The sequence below is a fragment of the Actinomadura sp. NPDC048021 genome, assembly GCF_040653135.1.
Classification (GTDB): domain Bacteria; phylum Actinomycetota; class Actinomycetes; order Streptosporangiales; family Streptosporangiaceae; genus Spirillospora; species Spirillospora verrucosospora.
Window position 1 is genome coordinate 432,814 of sequence record NZ_JBEZJQ010000001.1, and the last position, 19,008, is coordinate 451,821.

The 19,008-nt window shown below is 72.6% G+C and carries 21 protein-coding genes and 1 pseudogene; 13 read left to right on the plus strand and 9 right to left on the minus strand.

Going from position 1 to position 19,008, the window contains the following annotated elements:
• Positions 1–37 precede the first annotated feature (37 nt).
• A complete protein-coding gene (gene dapC / locus AB0C87_RS02125; protein WP_345179889.1) occupies positions 38–1,123 on the minus strand; it encodes a succinyldiaminopimelate transaminase in 1,086 nt (361 codons plus the stop codon).
• Positions 1,124–1,241: 118 nt separating this feature from the next.
• On the minus strand, positions 1,242–1,568 hold the full coding sequence (gene fdxA, locus AB0C87_RS02130; protein WP_131759039.1) for a ferredoxin: 327 nt from the start codon (positions 1,566–1,568) through the stop codon (positions 1,242–1,244).
• 112 nt (positions 1,569–1,680) lie between these two features.
• Here fdxA and AB0C87_RS02135 point away from each other — a divergent pair, with 112 nt between their 5' ends.
• From AB0C87_RS02135 to AB0C87_RS02145, 3 genes are all read left to right on the plus strand, one after another.
• A complete protein-coding gene (locus tag AB0C87_RS02135; protein WP_345179888.1) occupies positions 1,681–1,950 on the plus strand; it encodes a hypothetical protein in 270 nt (89 codons plus the stop codon).
• Positions 1,951–2,091: 141 nt separating this feature from the next.
• Positions 2,092–2,919, plus strand: a complete 828-nt coding sequence (locus tag AB0C87_RS02140; RefSeq protein WP_360576095.1) for an ABC transporter ATP-binding protein — start codon at positions 2,092–2,094, stop codon at positions 2,917–2,919.
• Positions 2,916–5,438: an FtsX-like permease family protein gene (locus AB0C87_RS02145; protein WP_360576097.1), complete on the plus strand. Its 2,523-nt coding sequence runs from the start codon at positions 2,916–2,918 to the stop codon at positions 5,436–5,438. Before AB0C87_RS02140 ends, AB0C87_RS02145 begins: the two co-directional genes overlap by 4 nt.
• Positions 5,439–5,525: 87 nt before the next feature.
• Here AB0C87_RS02145 and AB0C87_RS02150 read toward each other — a convergent pair whose 3' ends face one another.
• The 3 genes from AB0C87_RS02150 to AB0C87_RS02160 form a co-directional block, all read right to left on the minus strand.
• Positions 5,526–6,314 (minus strand): polysaccharide deacetylase family protein, encoded by a 789-nt coding sequence (locus tag AB0C87_RS02150; protein ID WP_353833356.1) that lies wholly within the window; start codon positions 6,312–6,314, stop codon positions 5,526–5,528.
• A 458-nt stretch (positions 6,315–6,772) separates the two neighbouring features.
• Complete coding sequence (locus AB0C87_RS02155; RefSeq protein ID WP_345179881.1) at positions 6,773–7,645, minus strand: crotonase/enoyl-CoA hydratase family protein; 873 nt, start codon at positions 7,643–7,645, stop codon at positions 6,773–6,775.
• Between the two features lie 55 nt (positions 7,646–7,700).
• Positions 7,701–8,036 carry a hypothetical protein gene (locus AB0C87_RS02160; protein ID WP_360576099.1) on the minus strand — a complete coding sequence of 112 codons (336 nt, stop codon included), beginning with the start codon at positions 8,034–8,036 and terminating at the stop codon, positions 7,701–7,703.
• A gap of 45 nt (positions 8,037–8,081) precedes the next feature.
• Here AB0C87_RS02160 and AB0C87_RS02165 point away from each other — a divergent pair, with 45 nt between their 5' ends.
• Together AB0C87_RS02165 and AB0C87_RS02170 are read left to right on the plus strand one after the other, a co-directional pair.
• Positions 8,082–8,888: a class I SAM-dependent methyltransferase gene (locus tag AB0C87_RS02165; RefSeq protein WP_345179877.1), complete on the plus strand. Its 807-nt coding sequence runs from the start codon at positions 8,082–8,084 to the stop codon at positions 8,886–8,888.
• A gap of 22 nt (positions 8,889–8,910) precedes the next feature.
• A complete protein-coding gene (locus tag AB0C87_RS02170) occupies positions 8,911–9,561 on the plus strand; it encodes a hypothetical protein (RefSeq protein ID WP_360576102.1) in 651 nt (216 codons plus the stop codon).
• 12 nt (positions 9,562–9,573) lie between these two features.
• Here AB0C87_RS02170 and AB0C87_RS02175 read toward each other — a convergent pair whose 3' ends face one another.
• Positions 9,574–11,370, minus strand: a complete 1,797-nt coding sequence (locus AB0C87_RS02175; protein WP_360576104.1) for a TNT domain-containing protein — start codon at positions 11,368–11,370, stop codon at positions 9,574–9,576.
• A gap of 125 nt (positions 11,371–11,495) precedes the next feature.
• On the opposite strand from AB0C87_RS02175, the gene AB0C87_RS02180 reads away from it, so the two are divergent.
• On the plus strand, positions 11,496–12,662 hold the full coding sequence (locus AB0C87_RS02180) for an alpha/beta hydrolase (RefSeq protein ID WP_345179873.1): 1,167 nt from the start codon (positions 11,496–11,498) through the stop codon (positions 12,660–12,662).
• Here AB0C87_RS02180 and AB0C87_RS02185 read toward each other — a convergent pair.
• Positions 12,646–13,602: a zinc-binding dehydrogenase gene (locus AB0C87_RS02185; RefSeq protein WP_345179871.1), complete on the minus strand. Its 957-nt coding sequence runs from the start codon at positions 13,600–13,602 to the stop codon at positions 12,646–12,648. The two genes, AB0C87_RS02180 and AB0C87_RS02185, sit on opposite strands and share 17 nt — an antisense overlap.
• Before the next feature lie 155 nt (positions 13,603–13,757).
• Here AB0C87_RS02185 and AB0C87_RS02190 point away from each other — a divergent pair, with 155 nt between their 5' ends.
• From AB0C87_RS02190 to AB0C87_RS02205, 4 genes are all read left to right on the plus strand, one after another.
• The gene (locus tag AB0C87_RS02190; protein WP_353833350.1) at positions 13,758–14,330 is read left to right on the plus strand and encodes a hypothetical protein; all 573 of its coding nucleotides are present in this window, start codon (positions 13,758–13,760) and stop codon (positions 14,328–14,330) included.
• 20 nt (positions 14,331–14,350) lie between these two features.
• Positions 14,351–15,112, plus strand: coding sequence for a hypothetical protein (locus AB0C87_RS02195; protein WP_353833349.1), 762 nt, complete (start codon positions 14,351–14,353; stop codon positions 15,110–15,112).
• Positions 15,113–15,219: 107 nt separating this feature from the next.
• Positions 15,220–15,507 carry a type II toxin-antitoxin system prevent-host-death family antitoxin gene (locus AB0C87_RS02200; protein WP_353833348.1) on the plus strand — a complete coding sequence of 96 codons (288 nt, stop codon included), beginning with the start codon at positions 15,220–15,222 and terminating at the stop codon, positions 15,505–15,507.
• 10 nt (positions 15,508–15,517) lie between these two features.
• Entirely contained in the window at positions 15,518–15,748 is a 231-nt protein-coding gene (locus AB0C87_RS02205; protein ID WP_345179864.1) for a hypothetical protein, read from the plus strand.
• Between the two features lie 441 nt (positions 15,749–16,189).
• Here AB0C87_RS02205 and AB0C87_RS02210 read toward each other — a convergent pair whose 3' ends face one another.
• On the minus strand, positions 16,190–16,570 hold the full coding sequence (locus tag AB0C87_RS02210) for an ATP-binding protein (protein ID WP_360576108.1): 381 nt from the start codon (positions 16,568–16,570) through the stop codon (positions 16,190–16,192).
• Positions 16,571–16,701: 131 nt separating this feature from the next.
• Here AB0C87_RS02210 and AB0C87_RS02215 point away from each other — a divergent pair, with 131 nt between their 5' ends.
• The 3 genes and pseudogenes from AB0C87_RS02215 to AB0C87_RS02225 all read left to right on the plus strand — a co-directional run.
• Positions 16,702–17,484 (plus strand): helix-turn-helix transcriptional regulator, encoded by a 783-nt coding sequence (locus tag AB0C87_RS02215; protein WP_360576110.1) that lies wholly within the window; start codon positions 16,702–16,704, stop codon positions 17,482–17,484.
• Positions 17,481–17,651 carry a DUF397 domain-containing protein gene (locus AB0C87_RS02220; protein ID WP_360576261.1) on the plus strand — a complete coding sequence of 57 codons (171 nt, stop codon included), beginning with the start codon at positions 17,481–17,483 and terminating at the stop codon, positions 17,649–17,651. The genes AB0C87_RS02215 and AB0C87_RS02220 overlap by 4 nt, the downstream gene beginning before the upstream one ends.
• Before the next feature lie 54 nt (positions 17,652–17,705).
• Positions 17,706–17,846: pseudogene (locus tag AB0C87_RS02225) on the plus strand (IS5/IS1182 family transposase); the annotation flags it as partial.
• A 97-nt stretch (positions 17,847–17,943) separates the two neighbouring features.
• Here AB0C87_RS02225 and aac(3) read toward each other — a convergent pair.
• Positions 17,944–18,789 carry an aminoglycoside 3-N-acetyltransferase gene (aac(3), locus tag AB0C87_RS02230; RefSeq protein ID WP_360576112.1) on the minus strand — a complete coding sequence of 282 codons (846 nt, stop codon included), beginning with the start codon at positions 18,787–18,789 and terminating at the stop codon, positions 17,944–17,946.
• Positions 18,790–19,008: the final 219 nt, after the last annotated feature.

Genomic DNA, 19,008 nt, shown 5'->3' on the forward strand with positions numbered 1-19,008 from the left:
ACCGGAACCGGCCGAGGCCGAGGGCGGGCGCGGCGGGTCAGAGGCGGGCGACGGCGGCGGCGACGCGGGCGTCGGTGGCGGTGAAGGCGATGCGGACGTGCCGGGCGCCGCCGGGGCCGTAGAACTCCCCGGGACCGACCAGGATGCCGAGGGACGCCAGGTGGGCGACGGTGTCCCAGCAGGGCTCGTCCCGCGTGGCCCACAGGTACAGGGACGCCTCGGAGTGCTCGATGCGGAAGCCGTGCCGCTCGAACGCCTCGCGCAGCGCGGCGCGGCGGCGCGCGTACCGGGCCCGCTGCTCGTCGACGTGGGCGTCGTCGCCGTAGGCCACGGTCATCGCGGCCTGCACCGGAGCCGGGACGATCATGCCGGCGTGCTTGCGGACCTCCAGCAGCCGCCTCACCAGCGCGAGGTCGCCGGTGAGGAACCCGGCGCGGTAGCCCGCCATGTTGGAGCGCTTGGACAGCGAGTTCAGCGCGAGCAGCCCCTCGTGGGAACCCTCGCAGACGTCCGGGTGCAGGATCGAGATCGGCGGGTTGTCCCCGTCCCAGCCGAACTCCAGGTAGCACTCGTCGCTGACGACGACCGCGCCGCGGCCGCGCGCCCACGCCACGACCTTGCGCAGGTGCTCGGCGGGCAGCACCTTGCCGGTCGGGTTGGACGGCGAGTTCACCCACACGATCTTCGGGGAGACCGGGCCGAGCGCGAGCGTGCCGTCGGTCGCGACGGGGTCGGCCCCGGCGAGCCGGACCCCCACGTCGTAGGTCGGGTAGGCCAGCGCGGGGAAGACGACCTTGTCGCCGGGGCCGGCGCCGAGCAGCGTCGGCAGCCAGGCGACGAGCTCCTTGGTGCCGATGACGGGGAGGACGGCGTCGGGGTCGGCGGCCGTCACGCCGGCGCGGCGCCGCAACCATCCCGCGACCGCCTCGCGCAGCTCCGGGGTCCCGTAGGTCTGCGGGTAGCCGGGCGCGTCGGACGCGGCGGCGAGGGCCTGGCGGACGAACTCGGGCGTCGGGTCCACGGGCGTTCCGACCGAGAGGTCGACGATGCCGTCCGCGTGCGCCAGCGCCCGCTCCTTGTACGGCGCGAGCCGATCCCACGGAAAGTCCGGCAGCGTGAACAACGCCCATACCTCCTTGGAGAAACCCGCCGGGCCGCGGTCGTCCCCGACCACGGCCCGGTTCCCGGCGAAGGCGGGCCCCGGAACGCTCCCGTGCGGAGCGCTCCAGACCCGCCCGAGATCAGTCGTCCTGGCTCTGCGGGGGCAGCGCGGCGACGATCGGGTGGTCCTTGTCGATCTTCCCGACCTTGGACGCGCCGCCGGGCGAGCCGAGGTCGTCGAAGAACTCCACGTTGACCTTGTAGAAGTCCTTCCACTGCTCGGGGACGTCGTCCTCGTAGTAGATGGCTTCGACAGGGCAGACCGGCTCGCACGCACCGCAGTCGACGCACTCGTCCGGGTGGATGTAGAGCTGACGCTTCCCCTCGTAGATGCAGTCGACCGGGCACTCCTCGATGCATGCCTTGTCGAGCAGGTCCACGCAGGGCTGCGCAATGACGTAGGTCACGTCAGTGACTCCTCTCGGATTTCCGGCCCCGCCGCACGTCACGGCTCACCGCAAGCTCGCTGTGAATAGTATGGCCACCCGGCCGCCGTCGATTCGACATGGGGGTCCCTACATGTCCGGCCGCTTCGCCGCACGCCTGGTGGTGGCCATCAATGGCGCCGACGTGGGCCAGCGGATCTCGCTGCGCCGCCGTCTGCCTACGGGAGAGTACAGCGACGTCGTGGGCGTACTCGAATCATGGTCCGGAGGGACGCTCGCGGTGCGCCGCCGCGACGGCGAGCTCGTCGAGGTGCCGGAGGCGACCATGGTCGCGGCGAAGGTCGTCCCGCCGCAGCCCCCGCCCCGGCGGCGCCCCCGCCGCGAGGAGCCCGACGAGGGCTAGCGCCCGCGCCGAAGATCGTCGGCGTGTCGCCGGGACGCCTCGTCCCGGGAGGTTCCGGGCGCCCGTCCACCGATCGGTGGACAACGGGTTCAACCGGTCGAGGCTGTCGGCGCCACCATGCCCGCGACCAGCATTGACGGCATGACGGAAGTTGCTGAGCGGGCGAGCGGGGATCCGGTGACCGGGCCGGAGGAGGTCGTGCGGCTGGAGGCCGTGCGCAAGGTGTACGGCGGTTCCAGGCGCGGGGTGGCGGCCCTGGACGGGGTGACGCTCCAGCTGGCCCGGAAGTCGTTCACCGCCGTGATGGGCCCGTCGGGGTCGGGCAAGAGCACGCTGCTGCACTGCGCGGCGGGGCTGGAGCGGCCGACGTCGGGAGCGGTGCGGCTGGCCGGGGCGGACCTGACGGCGATGGGCGAACGGGCGCTGACCCGGTTGCGTCGCGAGCGGATCGGGTTCGTGTTCCAGGCGTTCAACCTGCTGCCCGAGTTGACGGTGGTGGACAACGTGACGCTGCCGCTGCGGCTGGCCGGCCGCAGGCCCGGCCGGGGTGCGGTGGAGGAGGTGCTGGAGCGGGTCGGGCTCGGCGACCGGCGCCGGCACCGTCCCGCGGAGCTGTCGGGCGGCCAGCAGCAGCGGGTGGCGATCGCCAGGGCGCTGATCACGGACCCGGCGGTGATCTTCGGGGACGAGCCGACCGGCGCGCTGGACACCGGGAACGCCAGGGCGGTGCTGGAACTGCTGCGCGAGGTCGTCCGCGAGGCGGGGCGGACGGTGGTGATGGTGACCCACGATCCGGTGGCCGCCGCGTACGCCGACCGGGTGGTGTTCCTGTCCGACGGCCGGATCGCGGGCGCGCTGAACCGGCCGACGCCCGAGCGGGTCGCCGAGTGGATGACCCGGCTGCGGAGCGAGCCCGCGGCGGCGGGCGCCGAGGACGGCGGGGCCGAGACCGTGCGGGAGCTGTGGTGATCGGGATCGCGCTGCGCACGCTGCGCTTCCACAGGGGCGGGTTCGTCGCCTCGTTCGTCGGGATGTTCCTGGGCGCGGCGATCGTGATCGGCTGCGGCGGGCTGCTGGAGTCGGGGATCCACCGGGCGGCGCCGCCGCTGCGGATGGACGCCGCGCCGATCGTGGTGAGCGGTGACCAGCGCTACCACGGCACGGCCAAGGACGAGGTGTTCGCCGAGCGGGTTCCGCTGGACGCGGGGCTCGCGGGCGAACTGGCCGCGGTGCCGGGCGTGGCCGGCGTGGCGGCGGACGTGTCGTTCCCCGTGACGCTGACGCGCGACGGCCGCCGGCTGACCGGGCACGGCTGGTCGTCGACCCGGCTGGCCCCGTACAGGCTGGTGGAGGGCTCGGCGCCGTCCGGCGAGGGACGGATCGTGCTGTCCGACCGGCTCGGGGTGCGGGTCGGCGAGACGGTCGAGGCGCTGGTGCGCGGCCGTGCCGAGCGGTACCGGGTGTCCGGGCTCGTCGGCGGCGCCGGGAACGGCGCCTTCCTGCCGGACGCCGAGGCCGGGCAGGCCGCCGGCCGTCCGGGCGAGGTCGACTCGATCGGGCTGTTCACCGCCCCCGGAGCCGACGTCGCGAAGGTGCGGCGGGACGTCGAGAGGGCGGTGGACGGCCGCCAGGCGTCGGTCCTGACCGGCGACGAGCGGGGCCTGGCCGAGAACCCGGACGTCATGTCCGAGGGCGAGGACCTGATCCCGCTGGCCGCGGCGTTCGGCGGCCTGTCGGCCATGGTGACGGTGTTCGTGGTGGCCGCCACGCTCGGGCTGTCGATCCGGCGGCGGCGGCCGCAGACGGCGCTGCTGCGGGCGGTCGGCGCCACTCCGGGCCAGATCCGCCGCCTGATCGTCGGCGAGACGATGCTGCTGGCGGTGGTCGCCACGGGGCTGGCCTGCCTGCCCGGCCCGCACGTCGGGCGGTGGCTGCTCGCCGCGTTCGCCGAGGCCGGGGTGGTGCCGGACACGCTCGCCTACCGCGCCGGGATCGTCCCGGTCGTCGCCGGTGCCTGCACCGCGCTGCTCACCCCGCTCGGCGCCGCCGTCGTCGCCGCCCACGGCGCGGCCCGCACCCGGCCTGTCGAGGCGCTCGCCGAGGCGTCCCGGGAGACGCGCCGGTTCAGCCGGGTCCGCCTCGCGCTGGGGCTGGCGTTCCTCGTCGGCGGCGCCGCGCTCGCCTGGGGCACCGCCGGCTCGGACGGCCCCGACGCGGCCGGAGTCGCCACCCCCGCCGCCATGGTGTGGACGGCCGGGTTCGCGCTGCTGGGCCCCGTCCTGGCCGCGGCCGTCACGGCGGCGCTGCGCCGGCCGCTGCGCGCCGCGACCGGATGCGCCGGGTACCTGGCCACCGAGAACGCCCGGGCCGGGACCTCGCGGCTGACCGGCGCGATCCTGCCGGTCATGCTGGCCACCGGGCTGGCGCTCGCGCTGACCTACATGCAGACCACCCAGACCGAGGGGGCGCGCGCGGTGTTCCAGGAGAACCTCCGCGCCGACCTGGCGGTCACCTCCCCGGCGGGCGGCCTGCCGCTGGACACCGTCGACTGGATCGCCCGGCGGCCCGGCGTCGCGGCCGCCTCGGCCCAGGTGACCAGCACCGGCTACATCGAGCCCGCCGAACTGGCGGGGCCCCTGGTCCACAAGGGCGACGCGGGCGAGGGCGCCCCGCAGCCTCCGGCGATGGCGCTGCTGGGGGTCACCGCCGCCGGCGTGACCCGGACGACCGCGTACCGCGCCACCGGCGGCAGCCTCGACGCCCTCGTCGGCGCGTCCGTCGCGCTGCCGGAGCGCTTCGCCGCCCCCTACCGGATCGGCGACACGGTCCCGTTGCGGCTGGGCGACGGCAGCCGGGCCGCCCTCAGGCTCGTGGCCACCGTCCGCACGCGGCCCGGATACGAGACCGCGCTGCTGCCCGCCGCGACCCTCCTGCCGCACACCGGCGGCGGGCTCGTCCCGCAGATCATGGTGACCGTCCGGCCGGGCGCCGACCGCGACCGGCTCGCCCGCACGCTCGCCCAGGGGCGCCCCGGCCTCCGCGTGGTCGACCGGGCCGCGCTGTCCGCGCTGCGCGCCGAGCAGGATCGCACGCAGGCGTGGATGTCCTGGCTGGTGCTGGCCGTGGTCGTCGGCTACGCCGCGATCGCGCTGGTCAACGCCCAGATCCTCGCCGTCGGCGAGCGGCGCCGCCAGTTCCGGCTGCTGCGCCTGGTCGGCGCGGCCCGCCGGCAGGTCCTGCGGATGATGGCGGTGGAGGCCGTCCTGGTCACCGCGGCCGGGCTCGCCGCGGGAGCGCTGGTCGCCGCGGCGACGCTGGTCCCGCTGAGCCTGAGCGTCCTGGACGCGCCCGTCCCGCACGGCTCCCCGTGGATCCTCGCCACGGTGATCGCCGCCGCGCTCGCCCTGACCCTGGCCGCCACGCTCCTGCCAACCCTGTCGCTGCTGCGCGCCCGTCCAGGCGGCGCCGTCGCGGGCGGCCGCCGCTAGCCGGTCCGGGAGCCCCGCCGCCCGCGCTCGTACGGTTCAGCACCGTACGGGCGCGGGCGGCGGCTCCCTACGTCCTGAGGGGGCGGGTCAGGGGCTCGGAGAGATGGGCGGGGCGGGGGCCAGGCCGCTCGGCGCCGGGCTGACGGGGCCGCCGGACTGCGGGGCGCCGGGCACGGGGCCCCTGGACGCCGACGAGTCGGGAACCGGGGCGCCGGGCGCCGGGGCGCCGCTCCCGGACGAAGGGCCCGCGGACGGGCGCGCCGGCGGCGGGCTCGTCGCGACCTGGGTGGGCGGCGCCGTCCGCTGGCTGTAGGACGTCCCCGGCGCGAGGCGCTGTCCGGTGAACAGCTCCGAGACGGTCACGAACGTGAACCCGCGTTTGCGCAGACCGTCCACGACCTTGGGGATGGAGTCGACGCTCGGCTTGTGGATGTCGTGGAACAGGACGATGCCGCCGCTCTCCGGCTCCTTGACCCCGACGCGCGTGTCGCGGGCGACGTCGCGGTACCGCCAGTCGAGCGTGTCGACGCTCCAGAGGACCAGCGGCATCCCGATCGCGTGTTCGACGCGCTTGTTCGTGGACCCGTAGGGCGGCCGGACGAGCGTGGGCGTGACGCCGGAGGCGTCCTTGACGGCCTTCTGCGTGCGCTGGATCTGGGAGCGCACCTCGCTGGACGACAGGGTCGTCAGGTCAGGATGCGACCAGCTGTGGTTGGCGACCTCCTGGCCTTCCAGCGCCATTCTGCGCACGATGTCGCGATGGGCGCCCACGTTCTCGCCGAGCATGAAGAACGTGGCGCGCACGCCATTCTTCTTGAGCGTGTCGAGCAACCGCGCCGTGTAGGGGCCGGGGCCGTCGTCGAAGGTCAGCGCCACGCACTTCACCCGGTCGCAGTCGATCTTCCTGGGCGGCGGCGGTGTCGGGCTCGGCGGCCGTGTCGCCGTGGCCCTGCCCTTGATCGCGCCATGCTCACCGGCGGTCCGCGCTTGCCGCTCGGCGTGGCTGCATCCGGCCGCGAGCAGGAGTCCAGCGCCTATGACGGCACAATTCCTCATCCGCACCAGGCACCCCCGTAACGTGTCGCCTCGGGCGGCTTAATACCCTCCGTAACTGATGAGACACGCTTCCCGATGGTCCGGAAAATCAAGATCGTCCTTGGGACGCACCGGGGGATTCCCTCCATCATGCGACAGTCCGCTCCCCGCACATGTCACCGGGGGTCGCGCCAGGCGCGGACGCCCCCCGTCGCCGTGCGACGGGCCTTCCGGTGACCGAAGGCGGCCATCCGCCGGGGCGTCCTGACGGCTCCTGGCCCTCGCGGGCGAGGGCGTCCTCAGCGGAGGGGCCAGTCGGGGACTTCGGGCGGGAGGTCCTTGCTGACGCGCATCGGGAAGGCGGCGTCGCGCTTCTCCAGGAAGGACGAGACGCCCTCGACGGCGTCGGCGGCGCCGCCGAGCGAGGCCATGAGGCGGGAGTCGGCGATGTGCGCGTCCCACGGGGACGGCGCGGACAGGCCCGACCACATGAGGCGGCGGATCGCGGCGACCGAGACGGCGGAGGTGTTGTCGGCGATCTCGCGCGCGAGCGCGTACGCGGCCGGGAGGAGCTCGTCGGGCGCGTACACGCGGGAGACGAGGCGGCCCGCGAGGGCCTCCCGCGCGTCGAAGATCCGGCCGGTGGCGGCCCACTCCATGGCCTGCGCGATGCCGACCAGGCGCGGCAGGAACCAGCTGGAGGCGGCCTCGGTCACGATGCCGCGCCGGGCGAACACGAAGCCGAACCTGGCCTTCTCGCTCGCGAGCCGGACGTCCATCGGGAGGGTCATGGTCACGCCCACGCCGACCGCCGCGCCGTTGAACGCGCCGATGACGGGCTTGAGGCAGCGGGCGATGCGGAGCGCGACCGTCCCGCCGCCGTCGCGCGGGGTGCCGTCCTCCAGGACGTCGTCCTCCCCCGCGAACATGTCCTTGGACTTGTCCTTGTCGAAGGTGTCGCCGCCGCCGCTCAGGTCGGCGCCCGCGCAGAACGCGCGCCCGGCGCCGGTCACCACGACCGCGCGCACGGCGTCGTCGGCGTCGATCCGGTCGAAGACGTCGAGCATCTCGTTGCGCATGACGAACGTGTAGGCGTTCATCTTCCGCGGCCGGTTGAGCGTGACGGTCGCGATCCCGTCCCGAACCTCGTACTCGATCTCTGCGTACGGCACCCTGCGCACCCTTCTCCAGCCCGGCTGTCAGAATCCGATTCTAGGAAGGGGCCCCTCAGGCGCGGGCTTCGGGGAACATCCGGAGCAGGACGTCCCGGCGCCACTCGGCGAGATCGCGTCCCGGCGGCGGGACGGGGGCCAGCGTGCCGTCGTCCGCCGGCGCGAGGCGGATCTCGACGCCGGGGGCGAGCTCTTCCGGGATCTCCCCCGTGGCGGCGAGGCGCTGCGCGAGGGCGGCGAGGACGCGCGCCCAGCCCTGTCCCAGATAGGGCGGAAGCCCGTCGGCGCGCAGTTCCGGGAGGCCCCTGGCGGCCAGTCCGGAGGTGCGCAGGGCCAGGCCGTCCGGGCCCTCGGCCCCGACGACGCGGATCTCGGACGTGACGTCCGCCACGGCATCCCCACCTCACCATCGGGCGATGTCCGATAAATTATGACAGTGAACTGGGCCGTGACGACGTACGACTCCGCCTTCGGGTATGTGTCCGCGCACGGTGCGCCCCTCGTCGATCTGCTCGATCCGCAGCCCGGCGAGAGGATCATCGATCTCGGGTGCGGCACGGGCTCGTTCAGCGCGGAGATCGCCGAACGGGGCGCCGAGGTGCTGGGCATCGACGGCAGCCCCGAGATGGTCGCGCAGGCGACCGCCATTCACCCGGGGCTGTCGTTCGTCGTCGGCGACGCCCACGACTTCACCGTGGGCGAGTCCTTCGACGCGGTCGCCTCGAACGCGGCCCTGCACTGGATGACCCGCGACCCCGACGCGGTGATCGGCCGCGTGCACGCGGCGCTGCGCCCCGGCGGCCGGTTCGTCGGCGAGCTCGGCGGCGCGGGCAACTGTGCCGAGCTGATCGTCGCGATGCAGACCGCCTGGCGGGTGTTCGGCCTCGGCGAGCCCGAGCTGCCCTGGTACTTCCCGTCGCCGGCCGCGTACGCGACCAAGCTGGAGGAGGCCGGGTTCACGCTGCGGCTGCTGGAGCACGCCGACCGCCCGACCCGGATGACCGAGGGCCCGAACGGCGCCGCCGACTGGGTCCGCGCCTACGCCTCCCGCGCGCTGGCCGACGTCCCGCCGGAGCTGGTCGACCCGCTGCTCGACCGGGTGAACGACCTCGCCGCGCCCGCGCTGCGCCGCGAGTCGGGGTGGGTCGCCGACTACGTCCGGCTGCGGTTCGCGGCCGTCCGCCGGTCGGACGGCGCCGCGCCGACGCCGTTCGGGCCGATGGCCGCCGACCTCCCGCTGTAGGCGCCGCCCTAGGGTGGGAGGCATGCTGCGGCTCCACGACCACCGGACGGGACGGACCGAGGCGCTGCCCGCCGGGCGCGGGCTGCGCGTCCAGGTCGTGGACGGCGCGTACCGCCGCGCGGTCGTCGCCGACCTTCTGCGGCGGGTGGCCGAACGCGCCGGGCGCCGCGTCCTGGCGGTGAGCACGCCGGGAGCCGCGACGGGCCTGGACGACTACAACGTCCAGCCGTTCGAGGTACGCGACGACGTCCTCCCGGACGCCGACGTCTACGTTTCCGAGACGGCCGACAGGGACGCGCTGTGCCTGGCCGTCCCGCAGGAGACCGGAACCTCGCCGGACCCGCTGACCGCGCGCCTGGCGATGCTGGAAGTCCCCTACCGGGAGCCTCTGGAGCTGTCGGCGCCGAGGCTGTCGGCTGCCGCGGAGCGGCTCGCCGGGTGGCGCGGCAAGGTCGCCGAATGGGCGACGTCCCCGGGGCGCCCGATCAACCGCGAGTACGCGGACGAGGCCGAGGCCGCGCTCGCCGACGACCTCGGCAGCCCCGCCGCGCTCGCCGTCCTGGACCGGCTCGCCGCCGACCCGGACGTCCCGCCGGGAGCGAAGCTGGAGACGTTCATCCACCTCGACCTGGTGCTGGCGCTCGGGCTCGTGTCCGCGATCGGCCAGGCCTGAGCCGCCGCCCGGTCAGCCGCCCGGCACCTCGACGAGGCTGCCGTCGGCGACCAGGTCGGCCATCGACCGCCGGAACACGTGCGCCGTCCCGCCGCCCGGCTGCCCGAACCACGGGACGGCCTTCCCGGTCAGGGTCTCCATGGGCCGCCGCAACCGGTAGACGCGGTACGGGCGGTTCCGCCACTCGGGCGGCAGCGACCGCTGCGGATACGGCGTGCGCGCCGCGTACGCCACGTTGCCGTCCGGGGCGCCGTAGCGGTCGACCTCCGTTCCCGCCGCCAGCTCCATGACGTGGCGGTCGCGCAGCAGCGAGAGCGGCGGCTCCCCCTTGAGCGGCGCGAACGGCCCGTCCCCGGCGGTGTGGCGCGGGTCGAGCAGCAGCCGTCCGAGCAGGTGCGCGGACGCCTGCTCGGCGTCGTCGAAGACGGCCTCCTTGCGGCGCTCGCCGTCGCGCATCTGGAACACCGACCAGCGGCCCGGCCGGGACGTCAGGCACCAGACCCCCTCGGCCACGTCGTTGACGCGGTAGGCGGCGCGGTCGACGCGGAGCTGGTCGAGACGGTGCTGGAGCGTCCCCGCCCAGTCGGGCTCGCGCGGGACGCGTTCGGGCGCGGCGCGTCCGGTGACGGCGGCGTTCGCGGCGTTCATCGTGTCGTCGTCGACGTCGGGGACGCGGAACGCGTTGGCCCTGATGTGCGCGACGAGATCGGGTTCCGGCGGGACGCCGTGCTCGCTCAGGTAGTAGGCCACCGCGCTCGACCACACCCACGTCCCGTCGGTGTGGAAGGTCAGCGGCACCGCCGCCCCGCGCGACGGGTCGAGCCGGTCGGGGGCGTTCGAGCGCGCCGCCATGACGGTCGGGGCCCGCCGCAGGTACTCGGCCACGCGGCCCGCCTCGTCCGGAGGGACGGGCGGGCGCGAGACGGCGGGACGGCTCCCGTCCGGGCCCGCGTGGTCGAAGATCCTGGCCCGGCGCAGCCCCGGCCGGGGCGGCGGCGTGCCGGCGACCGGCGCGGGCCGGGGCGGTGGCTCGTCGTCGTGGGTGAAGCTCGCGCGGCAGCGGACCGCCCCGTCCTCGTACAGGACCTCGAAGTCGATCCGGGACCAGGTGGAGCCCTGGAACGCCCGCGTCCCGGCGCGGAGCCGTTCGAGCAGCGCGGCCGCCGCGGCGGGCGCCGTCCAGGACGTCTGGGCGCCGGTGGCCTGGCGGCACGTCAGCGCGGGCATCTCGGCACGCCCGCCGGCCACCCGGTAGTGCCCGGAGACCCGCTCCCACAGCCCGGGCGCGTGGACGGCGACCAGGGTGGAGAGCCGGTCCGACAGCAGCTCCGCCTGCTCGACCGGGTCCATCGGCGCCGGGTCCGGCGCGGATGGCGCGGACGGCTCGCGGCCCTCCAGCCGGTCGCGCAGCCAGTCCGGCACGGCGTCGCCGTCCCTCGGCATGACGGTCTGGTCGCGCCGCCAGGACTCCGCCGGGAGCGGCGGGTCCCACAGCGGGTCGAACTCGCGGTTGTAGAGCGGGCACACCGAACCCGGCTCGATGATCATGACCATCGAGAACCAGGTGCCGCGCTCGGGCCGGTAGTGGGCGCGGCGCAGGTCCGTCAGCAGATCGGTCAGCTCCTCCGGGACGTCCCCGGACATCTCCATCCGGCCCTCGCCCGTCAGCACCGCCAGCGCGGCGACGGTGCCGGCGACCGTCGCGGCGCAGTGCAGGTCGAGCCGCCGCCAGCCGGGCGGGGCCAGCCGCCGGGCGGACTCGGCGACCCGGCCTTCGAGCTCCGCGACGCGGTCGTCCTGGCCCGTCACCGCGCGTCCCTCCGTCCCGATGGCTCCCCCTATGGCACCTGATCGGCAGATTAACCGCACCGGTCGATGTCTTGCGCGCCGCCCCGGGCACTGGCGACGCTCGCGGGAGGCTACTTTCGTATGTCGTGTCCACCGCTGCCCCAGCGTCATCCGTCCCGGCGACCCCCGGCCCGCCGCGCCGCCGGCGCCGCCGCGCCCGCCCGCTGATGTCGGCGGTCGTCACGATCACCGCGCTCCTGTGCGCGCTCGTCGGCGGCATCGGCTGGTACTTCGCCGGCGTCGCCATCGAGGTCGACCACTCCGCCGAGTACCCGCTGACCATCGAGGACGCGGGCAACGGCACCGTCACGCTGCCCCGCGAGCCGGGGACGGAGCGCCCCGGCGCCTGGGCCCTGGTCTGGAAGGGCGGGCGCGCCCTGCTCGGGCCCGTCGTCGGGGGGAACGACCGGCACGTCGTCCGGAAGGTGTCCCCCGTCGAGGGCGCCCTGGTGAAGGACGCCCCCGCGATGATCGACCACTGGATGTACGACGGCGACCCGAAGACGGCGCTCGGGCTGCCGTTCCAGGACGTCACGTATCCGTCCGAGGTCGGGCCCATGCCGGCGTGGTTCGTCCCGGGGACGTCCGACAAGGGCACCTGGGTCATCGGCGTCCACGGGCGCAACGCCGACAAGGCCGAAACCTTCCGCGTCATGCGCACCGTCCACTCGCTGGGCCTGCCGATGCTGTCCATCGCCTACCGCAACGACGTGGGCGCGCCCCCGTCGCAGGACCGCCGCAACCACCTCGGCGACAAGGAGTGGCACGACGTCGTCTCCGCCATGGGCTACGCACGCGCGCACGGGGCGACGGGCGTCGTCCTGTACGGATGGTCGATGGGCGGCGCGATGGCGATGACGACGTTGCAGCGGGACCCGTCGTTCGTGCGCGGGGTCGTGCTCGACTCCCCCGTCCTCGACTGGAACGCCACCCTGGACAAGCAGGGCGACGCCCGCCATCTGCCCGGCTTCATGACCGGCATCGCCAAGCGGGTCCTCCAGTGGCGCATCGGCATCGACCTGACCGACTTCGACATGCGCCGGTTCGCGCCCCACCTGCGTACGCCCGTCCTCATGTTCACCACCGAGGACGACTCCACCGTCGCCAACGGCCCCGCCTTCGCCTTCGCCAGGAAGGCGCCGCCCGGCACGGTCACCCACATCCCCACGCCGGGCGACCACACCGAGTCGTGGAACGTCGACCCCGCCGCCTACGAACGCTCGCTGATCGCGTTCCTCACGAGGGTCGGCTGACCTCCAGGAGGGTCTTGCCGACGGTCCCCCGCGACTCGATCAGGGCGTGCGCCTCGGCCGCGCCGTCGAGCGGGAACCGCTGCCCGATCACCGGCGTGAGCCGTCCGGCCGCCGCCTCGCGCAGCGCGTGCTCGGTGAACTCCCGCATCTCCTCCGGCGTGGCCGAGGGCCAGACCAGCGTCACGCCCGCCTCCCGGGCGTCCTCCTCGGGGATGTTCGCCCCCTCCCCGCCCGCCAGCCCGAAACTGACCATCCGCCCGCCCTTCCTGAGCAGCCCGAACGCCGCACGGGCCACGTCGCCGCCCACCCCGTCGAACACGACGTCCACCGGCCCGGTCTTCTCCGCCCAGCCCGGCTCGCCGTAGTCGACGGCCTCGTCCGCGCCCAGCCGCATGGCCAGTTCCGTCTTCCGCTCCCCCCGCGCGGCCGCGACGACCGTCGCCCCCTGCGCCTTGGCGAGCTGGACGAGGAGCGTCCCCACCCCGCCGGCCGCCGCCTCCACCAAGACTCGTTCGCCCTCGCGGATCTGGGCCGCGCGCGTCATCATCGTCGCCGTCCGCCCGTCCGCGAGCAGAGCCACCGCGTCGTCGAGCGCCAGGCCGTCCGGCACCTCGAACAGGCCCTTCGCGTCCACGGCGGCCTTCTGGGCGTAGCCGCCGGTGCCGCCGGTGCTGCTGACGACCCGCCGGCCGACGAGCGTCCCGTCCACCCCGTCCCCGACCGCCGTGACCACTCCGCCGACCCCGTTGCCCGGGATCATCGGCGGCTCCCAGCGAACCGGCATCGGACCGGTGCCCGACCGCATCTGCGTCTCCACGAACGTGATGTTGGCGAACTCCACCTCGACCAGCGCCCGCCCCTCACCCGGCACCGGGTCGGGCGCGTCACCCGCGACCAGGACCTCCGGCCCGCCGAACTCCCTCAACCACACAGCACGCATATCCGGCTCCTTCCATCAGCGCTCCCCCAGAAGCCTGGTACCTCAAGCAAGGTCGAGGTCAAGCGGGACGCAACGAATCCCTTTTCTCGCCCCACGCATCTCTGTAAGCTTTCGCGCGTATTCGGCCCGTTGTCTGCTGCCGCTCAGGGATGGCGATGCGCATTCGTTCCTCCCCTCTGGGGCCTCGCCGCGCCGCCTGCCTGACGGCCGCCCTCGCCGTGTGCACGGCCGCCGGATGCGGCTCGTCCGGCTCGTCCGCCAGCGGCGAACTCTCCCCCAACGGCAGGTTCGACACCGGCGGCACTCCCGCCGCCACGCCCACCGCGGTCTCGACGGACCAGCTCTTCAAGACGGTCCTCGCCCGCTACCGCGCCTACCAGGCCGCCTACCAGAAGGCCTACGAGAAGAACGACCCCGCCGGCCTCGCCGACGTCGCCATGGACCCCCTCCTCACCGAGGTCACCGACGACGTGGAGGCCACCAAGGCCCAGGGCCACATCTGGCGCTTCGCGAAGACCCTGAACCCCCGGGTCTACGCGGTCTCCAAGGACCGCTCGAAGGTCTACCTCATCGACTGCGTCAACACCGTCGCGGGCTACCGCTTCTCCGCCAAGACGGGCAAGCGGACGGGCGGAGGCAAGGGCGGCGCCTACCTCTACCGCTACACCGTCCAGTACGACGGTGATGCCTGGAAGGTCGCCGCTTCCGTCCGGGACCGCACATGCTGACATCCCCCAGAGGACACGCGATGTCTCACACCCCCACCCGGCGCCGCGTGGCGTCGGGCATCACCGTGGCGGCAGCCCTTCTCTCCACTTTCGCGGCCCCCGCCGAAGCCTTCGCCGACGGATGCGGCGTCGCGAACCAGGGCCTCGACTGCAACCTGTCCGGCGTCACCGGCGGACGCGGCGGCGGAAACAGCGGTGGAAACGGCGGAAACGGATCGGGCGGCGTCAGCGGCCCGGTGGCTCCGCCCGCCCCCGAGGGCCTGACCGACAACCAGGGCGTGGACGGCATAGACGTCCCCGGAGGCAACGCGCCGCCCGCCGCCCAGCCGCCCGACGTCTGGACGATGATGCTGCGGGCCAGGGCCTCGGCCCCGTTCCCCGTGCCGACCGCCTACACGGCCCCCAAGGACAAGACCTTCGTCCGGCTGCGGACGAACCTCTGGGTGGACGGCTTCACCGTCGTGAAGACCGACCCGATCTCGGAGGGCGGCGTGACCGTCCAGGCGACGGCGACCCCTTCGTCCGTCGCCTGGGACCTCGGCGAGGCCAAGATCACCTGCGACGACGCGGGCAGTGAGACCGGAAAGACCTGCGGCTACACCTACAAGCGCTCCTCCACCGGCCAGCAGGGCGGCGCCTGGCAGATCACCGCGACGATCACCTGGACGCTCGCCTGGACCTGCACGGGCGCCCCCTGCGGCGGCGGCCTCGACGACTACACCATGACCTCCGAGCCCACCCCCCTGGCCGTCAGCGAGATCCAGACCAACACCCACAACTGACCCGACCCACCCCCGGCCAGTCGCCAACACGTCCGTCCCAGCCGTCTCCGGTGGACCGTGATGTACAAAGTGTGCACTCAGATCACTGTGTGCACTATGGTGGCGAGATGGAGTCCTACCCGATCAAAGAAGCACGTGTGCGACTCGGCGATCTCCACGCAGCCGTCGTACACCGGGCCGCACATCCCCGTATCACCAAGAACGGCAAGGATCCGGTCGTGCTGGTCACTGAGCAGGAGTGGCAGGAACTCCAGCAACTCCGACTTGAGCGGGCGGCCAGAGAAGCCGATCGAGAGGCCACGCGAATCAGGCCCTACCTGGAAGCCGGCACGACCCCGCCGGGCTACGAGGTCTACACCCGTGAGCAGATCGCCTCAGGGGACTGGCTTGCCTGACCACCTCTCGATGACCAGGTCCATCCGGCTGCAGATCGCCGCGATGGCACCGCACTATCGCACCGCGGTCCAACTGGTGATCATGTCTTTGATGACCGACCCGGTGCCGCCTGACGCCAAACCCCTCGGCATCGAGGAACTGGATCACGCGCACTATGTGGTCACCCGAGACGACATGACGGTGTACTACCTGCTCATGGGCGAGACCATTGTGATCAACAACGTTCATCCCGACAGCTGAACCCGGGATGACAGGGCGCGGGCAGGACACCGAGCGCAGCAACGTGCTCGACATCGCCCGCAGCTTCCCATGGCCGCCCAGGCCGAGCAGGACGCCGCTGACCGCCTCTTCAGGCAGTGACACCAAGGCGCCTTCCCCGCCGCTTCCGGACGGCTGCACGCACTACCCGCAGAGCACCGCACCACCATGGACCGCCCCCTGGTTCAGGCGTTCCGCATGACGCATCCGGTCGCGGCGTCGAGGATCCGTTCGCTGCTACCCGGACTCGTTCCTTTGCAAGGCGGGACGGGAATGGAGACTCACCGTCCATCGCCGCTTGCAGAAGGCTCAGAGAAGACGAACGGATGAGAACGCGCCCCTTGGCCTGCCACATGCCATGGTTCAGGGAAATTTCCCAGGACGAGTAGCGTTCGCGTAGGGAAACCAGTGCGTCGGCCTCGTTCACGACGTGCTTTCAGGGAGCAGTGCCCACACGGCCTTCCCGCCGCCTCCGAGTGGCTGCGTCCCCCATTCCTTGACGAGAACATCCAGCATCGCCAGCCCACGCCCGTCCTCGCTCAGCAGGGCCGCCTGCCCCGCCATCGGCAGGACGTTGGAAGAGTCGAAGACCTCCACGACGGTTCCCTTGTCCGCCTGGACGACCCGCACGGTCGTGGTCGCGCTCCTGGTGTGCCGCAAGACGTTCGTCACCAGTTCCGACACCACGACCTTCGCCACATAGGCGTCCTGCCCCCACGTTCCCAGGACGCCCTCGACCCAATCCCGAGCCACTTTCACCGACTCGGCCCTGACCGGCACCACGATCTCCGCGGGGCACTCCATTAACGATCACCTCCCATTTCCGGTAACTCCCCGCACAGAATCCACTCCAAGGCGTAACCTGACTAGGAAAGAACGACAACACACGCACCCCGGTTTCAGAGGGTGCGAGCCGATGCCAGGAGGTGTGCCACATGGCTGCACGCAAGCCGACCCGTCAGACGATCGCCTTCGGCCAGGAGGTCATCCGCCTTCGCCACGAGAAGGGTCTATCCCGGCTCGAACTGGCAGAAGGGGCCGCCGTGAGCCGCAGCTACATCGCCCAGGTGGAGAACGGGACCACCCGGTGCCGCAGAGACTTCGCCTTACGGCTAGACGACGCTCTCAGGACCGGTACCGCTCTCACTGACACCTGGGACGACATACTCAAGTCATCCGCCCACCCAAAATTCTTCGCCGACTACTCGGAAGCAGAGGCGACCGCCGACCTTCTACGGATGCACGCGGAAACGTTCATCGTGGGCTTATTCCAAATCAAGGAGTACGCCCACGTCTTACTTCCTTCTCCAGACGCCCTCGAAAGCCGCATGAAGCGCCAGCAGATCTTAGAGCGCGAGGCGCCCCCAAGGGTCATCGCGGTCTTGGCCGAGGTCGTGCTCAATCGGCTGGTCGGAACTCCCGAAGTGATGTTTCGCCAGTGTGAGCACCTACTTGAGGTCTCCGAGCGGGAAAATGTGACGCTTCAGATCGCTCCGACGGCGTACTATCGAGGCATCTCCGGAACCTTCAGCATCGCAACTCAGCCAACTGGCGAAGAGCTGCTCTATCAAGAGATTTCGACCGGAGGCTTCACGTCGCAAGAAGCGAGCGATATCTTGCACTGCGTCGGCGCGTTCGCGGAGATGCAGGCGCGCTGCCTGAGCGTCAGCGACTCACGCGACTTAATACGAAGGGCGATGGACCGGTGGAGACTGTGACCTGGCGCAAAGCGCGGCGAAGCAACGATCAGGGCGGCGAGTGCGTGGAGGTCGCGAATCTTCGCCACGGTGTGGGCGTCCGGGACTCCCAGGATCCGGACGGGCCGAGAATCCTGCTCGCCCCGGTCGCGTTCCGCGCGCTGCTCGCGGATCTCAAGCAACGATAAGGCCAGACGGAACCGCCGGGCGGGACCGGTGCCGCCGAGCCGGACGACCACGGGCTCGGCCGCTCGCGGGGTGGGCTGACCACCAAGTTGCACCTGGCCGTCGAGCAGGGGCAAAAGCCGTTGTCGCCGGCGCTGACGGCCGGGCAGCGGGGTGACTCGCCGCAGTTCGAGGCAGTGCTGGAGCGCATCCGGGTCGCCCGGCCCGGCGGCGGGCACCCGCACGACCGTGCAGATCGCCGTGATCAGTGAGTGGCTGTGATCACGTGCCAAGGCGCTGGCCATAGCCGGCCGATCACGCGAGTTTGCTCTCGATCCAGTTGACGCCGAACCTCACGACGTCGGCCGCCTCGAACAGGTAGCTGGTTGCGGCGCCGACCTGGCCTTGTCGTCCGTGCCCGGCAGTGAGCATGTCGCGGGCGATGACCTCGAAGGGATCTTGCCCCTTGGGCACGACCGGGGTGTAGTCGAAGGCACCGTCCTCGGAGTCGATGTCGCGAAAGCGCCGCCAGACGCGCTCGCCGTCCACGGTGATGGGCTGTTGGTAGTCGACAAACCGCTTCCCCGGCGCCTTGGCGAGGGCCTCTGCGTGGTGCAGGAGCGTCAGGGTGTCCAGCGGTGCGCCCAGCAACAGCACCCGGCCGCCCCTGGCGGCCAGACGCGCCAGCGGACTGTCGGGACCATGTGGGTCATCCCACGGGTGATCATCCATCAGGCCGTGGGCCGCCGGGCCGAGAGCGGCGAAACTGGCGTCGGGATGACGACTGCGGACCGCACCCGGCCACCGGCGCAGCGCCTCGGGCAACCGGCCGTTGTTGTGGTCGGCCTCACTGAACCGCAGGTCGTAAGGCGGATGCTCGGCGCGCAAAGCGTCCTGCCAATCTCCGGGCCAGTCGGTGAAGTCGTAGGGCGGCGCGTCGTTCCAGCCGCAGGTGACCATCAAGGTGCCCGTCGCGCCGACCGTGTCCCGCAGCGCATTGATTATCGTCTGGGGACCACCGGCGACGTAGTCCAGCGCCGACATCCGGGTGTGGAACATCACGATGTCGCCCTCGGCCAGGCCCAACCCACGCAGATCGCGGACGAGCCTGCTGCGGGTGACTGGACCATCGGAGCGCTTGAGGAGGTCTAGCTCATCCATGATCGAAAGGTATGCGCAGCCTCCGCAACTGGCCACACGCTTTTGGAACACGCCCTAGGCCCTGTCGGGTGAATCTTGGTGGCCGGCCCCTGCCCCCGCTCGGGCCGCGAGCAGGGCGGCGGACGACACCGGTGGCGTAGGCCAGGGTCCGGCGCTACAACCGATCAGCGCACACCGAACTGCCGCTGAAAAAGGCTCAGTGCGAGTCGGCACCGCCCA

Coding starts and splice junctions, on each gene's coding strand:
- AB0C87_RS02135 (WP_345179888.1), top strand. CDS start 1,681: ATGTCCGGCCGCTTCGCCGCACGCCTGGTGGTGGCCATCAATGGCGCC.
- AB0C87_RS02140 (WP_360576095.1), top strand. CDS start 2,092: ATGACGGAAGTTGCTGAGCGGGCGAGCGGGGATCCGGTGACCGGGCCG.
- AB0C87_RS02170 (WP_360576102.1), top strand. CDS start 8,911: ATGCTGCGGCTCCACGACCACCGGACGGGACGGACCGAGGCGCTGCCC.
- AB0C87_RS02185 (WP_345179871.1), bottom strand. CDS start 13,602: ATGCGTGCTGTGTGGTTGAGGGAGTTCGGCGGGCCGGAGGTCCTGGTC.
- AB0C87_RS02190 (WP_353833350.1), top strand. CDS start 13,758: ATGCGCATTCGTTCCTCCCCTCTGGGGCCTCGCCGCGCCGCCTGCCTG.
- AB0C87_RS02195 (WP_353833349.1), top strand. CDS start 14,351: ATGTCTCACACCCCCACCCGGCGCCGCGTGGCGTCGGGCATCACCGTG.
- AB0C87_RS02200 (WP_353833348.1), top strand. CDS start 15,220: ATGGAGTCCTACCCGATCAAAGAAGCACGTGTGCGACTCGGCGATCTC.
- AB0C87_RS02205 (WP_345179864.1), top strand. CDS start 15,518: ATGACCAGGTCCATCCGGCTGCAGATCGCCGCGATGGCACCGCACTAT.
- AB0C87_RS02210 (WP_360576108.1), bottom strand. CDS start 16,570: ATGGAGTGCCCCGCGGAGATCGTGGTGCCGGTCAGGGCCGAGTCGGTG.
- AB0C87_RS02215 (WP_360576110.1), top strand. CDS start 16,702: ATGGCTGCACGCAAGCCGACCCGTCAGACGATCGCCTTCGGCCAGGAG.